Origin of the sequence: Bradyrhizobium sp. 134 (assembly GCF_023074155.1) — a bacterium.
In the GTDB taxonomy this organism is placed as follows: domain Bacteria; phylum Pseudomonadota; class Alphaproteobacteria; order Rhizobiales; family Xanthobacteraceae; genus Bradyrhizobium.
On the sequence record NZ_JADPKX010000016.1, the window covers coordinates 215,001 to 219,370 of the forward strand.

A 4,370-nucleotide genomic window follows, 5' to 3' on the forward strand; every position below is an offset into this window, starting at 1 on the left:
GTATTTGCCGGTCACCCAGGTGAAGGTATCGCGCGACGCGGCATCGACCGCGGCCTGATAGTGCTTCGGCAGCGTGTTCCACTTGTCGAGATTGATGATGTTGTGACCCTGGCCGGTGCCTTCCCACCAACCGGGATAGTAATAGTACTTCGCGACCTTCACGAAGCCGAGCTTCTCGTCGTCGTAGGGCCCGACCCATTCGGCCGCATCGAGCGTGCCCTTCTCCAGCGCGGGGTAAATATCGCCCGCCGCGATCTGCTGCGGCACGCCGCCGACCTTGGCGATGATCGTGCCGGCAAAGCCGCCGACCCGGAATTTCAGTCCCTTGAGATCGTCGATCGACTTGATCTCCTTCCGGAACCAGCCGCCCATCTGCGCGCCGGTCGACCCGGTCGGAATGCCGATGGAGTTGTATTCCTTCAGCAGATTGTTGATCAGGTCCTGGCCGCCGCCCCACTGCAGCCACGAAATGTGCTGGCGCGTGTTCAAGCCGAACGGCAGCGACGTGCCGAACGTGAAGGCGGGGTTCTTGCCCCAATAATAGTACAGCGCGGTGTTGCCCATCTCGACCGTGCCGTTGGCGACGGCGTCGAGCACCTGCAGGCCCGGCACGATCTCACCGGCGGCGAATGCCTGGATCTGGAATCGATTGTCCGTGATCTCGGCGACGCGCTTTGCGAAATACTCGCAGCCGCCGTAGAGCGTATCGAGCGCCTTCGGCCAGCTCGCGGCATATCGCCATTTGATCTCGGGCATCGACTGCGCGATCGCCGGCGCAGCGACGGCACTCGCGGCCAGGCCCAATCCGCCTGCCGTCAGGAATTTACGACGTTCCATGCGCTTCCCTCCGTTAAGTCGATGCTTCGACCTGGGGAACGATCTTGGTGTCGTCTTGTCTTCGTCGACGCTCGACGTTTTCTGTTGAGACGTTGTGGCGTTTCCGAACGGCCCTTGCGGGCACCGGGAGATGGAATTCCGATCGTTGCGGTTCCGCGCGCGAGGATGACCGGGCGCTTCGCCGGAATCAAGCCTCATCGGCGCCTCGCAGCTGCGAACACCGGCCTGACGCAAGTCGGGCCTGCACGCGATCTGCTATTCAGTCGCGCCAAAACCAGGGAGGCTCGCGCATGACGGGCAAGAAAGTCGTGGTCGCCGGAGCGAGCGGTCTCGTCGGCAATGCCGCGTTGCGACACTTCGGCCTGGCGGGAGGGTGCGATGTGATTGCCCTGTCGCGGCGGAAGCCGCGCGACCTCTACGGTGCCCGTCATGTCCCGATCGACCTGACCAGTGCAGCGGATTGCGAGCGCGCCGCATCGGAACTGAGCAGCGCAACGCATCTGATCTACGCCGCGCTCTACGAGGCGCCGCAGCTCGTCGACGGCTGGCGCGACCCGCAGCAGATCAAGACCAACGATATGATGCTGCGCAATCTGATGGATGCGCTCGAGCCAGTGGCACCCGGCCTCAGGCATGTCGCCCTGTTGCAGGGCACCAAGGCCTACGGCGTCCACGTTCGCCCCTTGACCGTGCCGGCCCGCGAAGGCCGCTCCGAAATGTACGAGCAGCCCAACTTCTACTGGGCGCAGGAAAACTTCCTGCGCGACCTCCAGACCGGCAAGAGCTGGCATTGGAGCATCCTGCGGCCGGTGCTGATCGTCGGCCTCGCCATGGGCGGCGCCATGGATTTGATCCCGCCGCTCGGCGTCTATGCCGCGATGCTGCGCGAGCAGGGCAGACCGCTCGATTACCCCGGCGGCGCCCCGCGGGTGGGGCAGGCCGTCGACGTCGATCTCCTCGCCCGCGCCATTGCCTGGTCGGGCGACGCCGAGGCCGCGCGGAACGAGGCCTTCAACGTGACCAATGGCGACGTCTTCACCTGGGAGAACATCTGGCCTGCGGTCGCCGACGCGCTGGAGATGAAGCCGGGCAGGCCGGTCCCGCTGTCGCTCGCGAGGGAATTCCCGAGCTGGGTCGCTCCCTGGGACGCGCTGCGCCGCAAGCACGACCTTGCATCGCCTGCGTTGGCCGAATTCGTCGGCCTCTCGTTCCAATACGCCGACTACAGCCTGCGCTACGGCCAGACCGAATCCGGTCCGCCCTCGATCGTCTCGACCGTGAAGATCAACCGCGCCGGCTTCACCGAGATGATGGATACCGAGGATATGTTCCGGAAGTGGTTCAGGCAGGCGAAGCAAGAGCGGCTGCTCCCCTGACCGAGAACCAAAGCGGATTTATCCGGGGTCGTTGCCCAGGTCAGATTGTGACCCGGAACGGTCCTCTGGCTGAGCCGGTTCGAACGGCTTCAAATCTGACTTATCTGGGCTTCTGTCGCAACCACCCTGAGGGACGGACATCACCTAGGGCGGGGATCCTTTGTAGCGGCGAAAAGTCGACTTTCCAAAGATCAAGTTCAAACAGCTCGTCGCGCTGATCGAGGTTCAACGCGACCGACACCAGCACTCCATCGGCATCGTCGAATTCGCATTCGCCAATACATCGGCCGAAACGCCGGCCTGCAGCACCGACAAAGAGAAGGCTACCCATCCCACCGTCGTTCATTTCGTCGACGAGGCCAAAATGGTCCTGAAAGGGTGAGTGCTGACCTAGAATAAAGGCAACCAGATCACGCTCTTTGGGGGTGAGTGGGCGTGGCATCTTCTTTCTCGTAGCGGCTGGTGTGCATTGGCTATATCACGTCGCGCTCGCGATGTCGTTCTGGCCCATGGCGGAAGTGTCCTGCACAATGCGCAAGAGCGGCTTTTGATCGTAGAGGACATAGTCTCGTTCTTGCTGTCCTCCTTAGACCGAGACCGAGGTTGCCAACACGAATACGACTAATTTTGCACTTGCTGGTCGGACTGCTCTGCGCCTTAGGGATGATAACAGTAGGTGCTTTAAGTTACGAAGTGATACGGCCCTTTTTCTTGATCGCTTGGACGCCAGCAACCTGGCTGGTTCGTCTTTCAAACGCACTATGTCCACCGACAGGCGTAAGATGCTTTCTGGGGTCGGTCAGTCAAGGTGCGCATCATTTTTGGTTTGGGCTATGCCTCCTTGGCCTTTAGTGGATTGTTTTGTCGCTCGCGATCTGGCCGCTCTTCCGTTTGCCTCGATCGCCTCCACCCGAGAAAAAGGGTTGCAGCTTGCCGTACTGGGTCAAACGAATTCTTCTGAAATCAGGAGATCTTGTGACCGAGCAGGAGCTTGGTCGCGATGAGAACTATTTTCAGGGGCCCGCGCCTATTGTGGGCGATGTGATAAACGTTCGCTGCCACGGTAGGAATTTTAACGCTAGAGTCGTTTGGGGAAATTGGCCCGGGAGAAATCATGCAGCGGAGACAGTTGTGCCGCTCCGGGTCGAAGAGATTTAGCGTGGCTGCTGTTGGCCACATAGGAGGGTATCCGGTCCAAACTGCAATAGCGGCTTTTGCCCCATAGCGGACAAGCGAATTCTCCATTTTGGAGTCTCGGCTTTCCTTTGCGCCTTTGAATGTCCACGACTACGGTTGAGAAATGTAATCTCTCAATGTGCGGTCGCGAACAATGAAAAGGCCAGTTATTCTGATCTCACTGATCGCGCTTGCTTGGGGGCTTATTAATCCCGCCGTGATGATCCGATACCGTCTTGTGGCGGAAATGGAATGGAACGGCCAACCCCGAGCCGGGTCTGGTGTCATTCAGGTCATCTACAGCCGCAATATTCCGTTCCTCGGTTCGAGGGGAGGCATGAACTCTGCGGTAGAGGGCGAGGCCGTTTCGATCGACATTGAACCGAACGACACGCTTCTCGTGTTGCTCCACGCGGGGCCCCTTAGTGTTCGCTCGGGGCCGGAAGACATCATCCCAAATCTCTTTGGCGTCGTGAAAGGCGGTTTCGGTTCCGAAGACTTCTCGCGAATCAACGCCATTAAAGGTCAGCGCGAGGTGCCGTTGGAGTTATTGCCAGCGATGGTGAGAGTTCGAAACACGAAGGACCCGAAAAGCGCGGTTCTGTTTGTGCCTCCGGGTGGTCAGCATCCAAATCAGGACCTGATTCTCAAACGGGTCGTGATTGAGATTGTCTCCTCGGGAATTTGGCCATTCAATGAATTTGGCATTACCGGCACAGGAATTACGCGTGCAATTCAGAGCAAATTGCCGTGGGTTGATAGTGAAGAGAGCCGAAAAGCCTTCTATGGGGGGCTCTACGACAGCGGGCTTCGTCCGAATGGGACTGTCGAAACAAAGTCTCTATTGATGAGTGGACGATGAGATTCCTGCGGCTCCCTGACATGTCCGCTTCTGATGCTGTGGACGGCTCCTCCCCGGGCACGAGAGTGCCAAAGACTGGGCGCCGTTTAAGGCTCCCACGATTCGGAGGAGCAGCCTAT

At 59.6% G+C, this 4,370-nt stretch carries 4 protein-coding genes (1 of these 4 only partly in view); 2 read left to right on the forward strand and 2 right to left on the reverse strand.

The features are described 5' to 3' along the window. Positions 1-837, reverse strand: the 5' portion of a protein-coding gene (locus IVA75_RS06685; protein WP_027565590.1) for an ABC transporter substrate-binding protein. Its footprint begins 252 nt before the window's first position; 837 of the gene's 1,089 nt are visible here — the first part of the coding sequence; it begins with the start codon at positions 835-837; its stop codon lies beyond the left edge, outside the window. 290 nt (positions 838-1,127) lie between these two features. Between IVA75_RS06685 and IVA75_RS06690 the strand changes: the two genes are divergently transcribed. Next, complete coding sequence (locus tag IVA75_RS06690) at positions 1,128-2,213, forward strand: NAD-dependent epimerase/dehydratase family protein (RefSeq protein WP_247285846.1); 1,086 nt, start codon at positions 1,128-1,130, stop codon at positions 2,211-2,213. Positions 2,214-2,313: 100 nt separating this feature from the next. On the opposite strand, the gene IVA75_RS06695 is transcribed toward IVA75_RS06690, so the two are convergent. Then, positions 2,314-2,655: a hypothetical protein gene (locus IVA75_RS06695; RefSeq protein ID WP_247285848.1), complete on the reverse strand. Its 342-nt coding sequence runs from the start codon at positions 2,653-2,655 to the stop codon at positions 2,314-2,316. An 888-nt stretch (positions 2,656-3,543) separates the two neighbouring features. Between IVA75_RS06695 and IVA75_RS06700 the strand changes: the two genes are divergently transcribed. Continuing rightward, entirely contained in the window at positions 3,544-4,251 is a 708-nt protein-coding gene (locus IVA75_RS06700; protein WP_247285849.1) for a hypothetical protein, read from the forward strand. Positions 4,252-4,370: the final 119 nt, after the last annotated feature.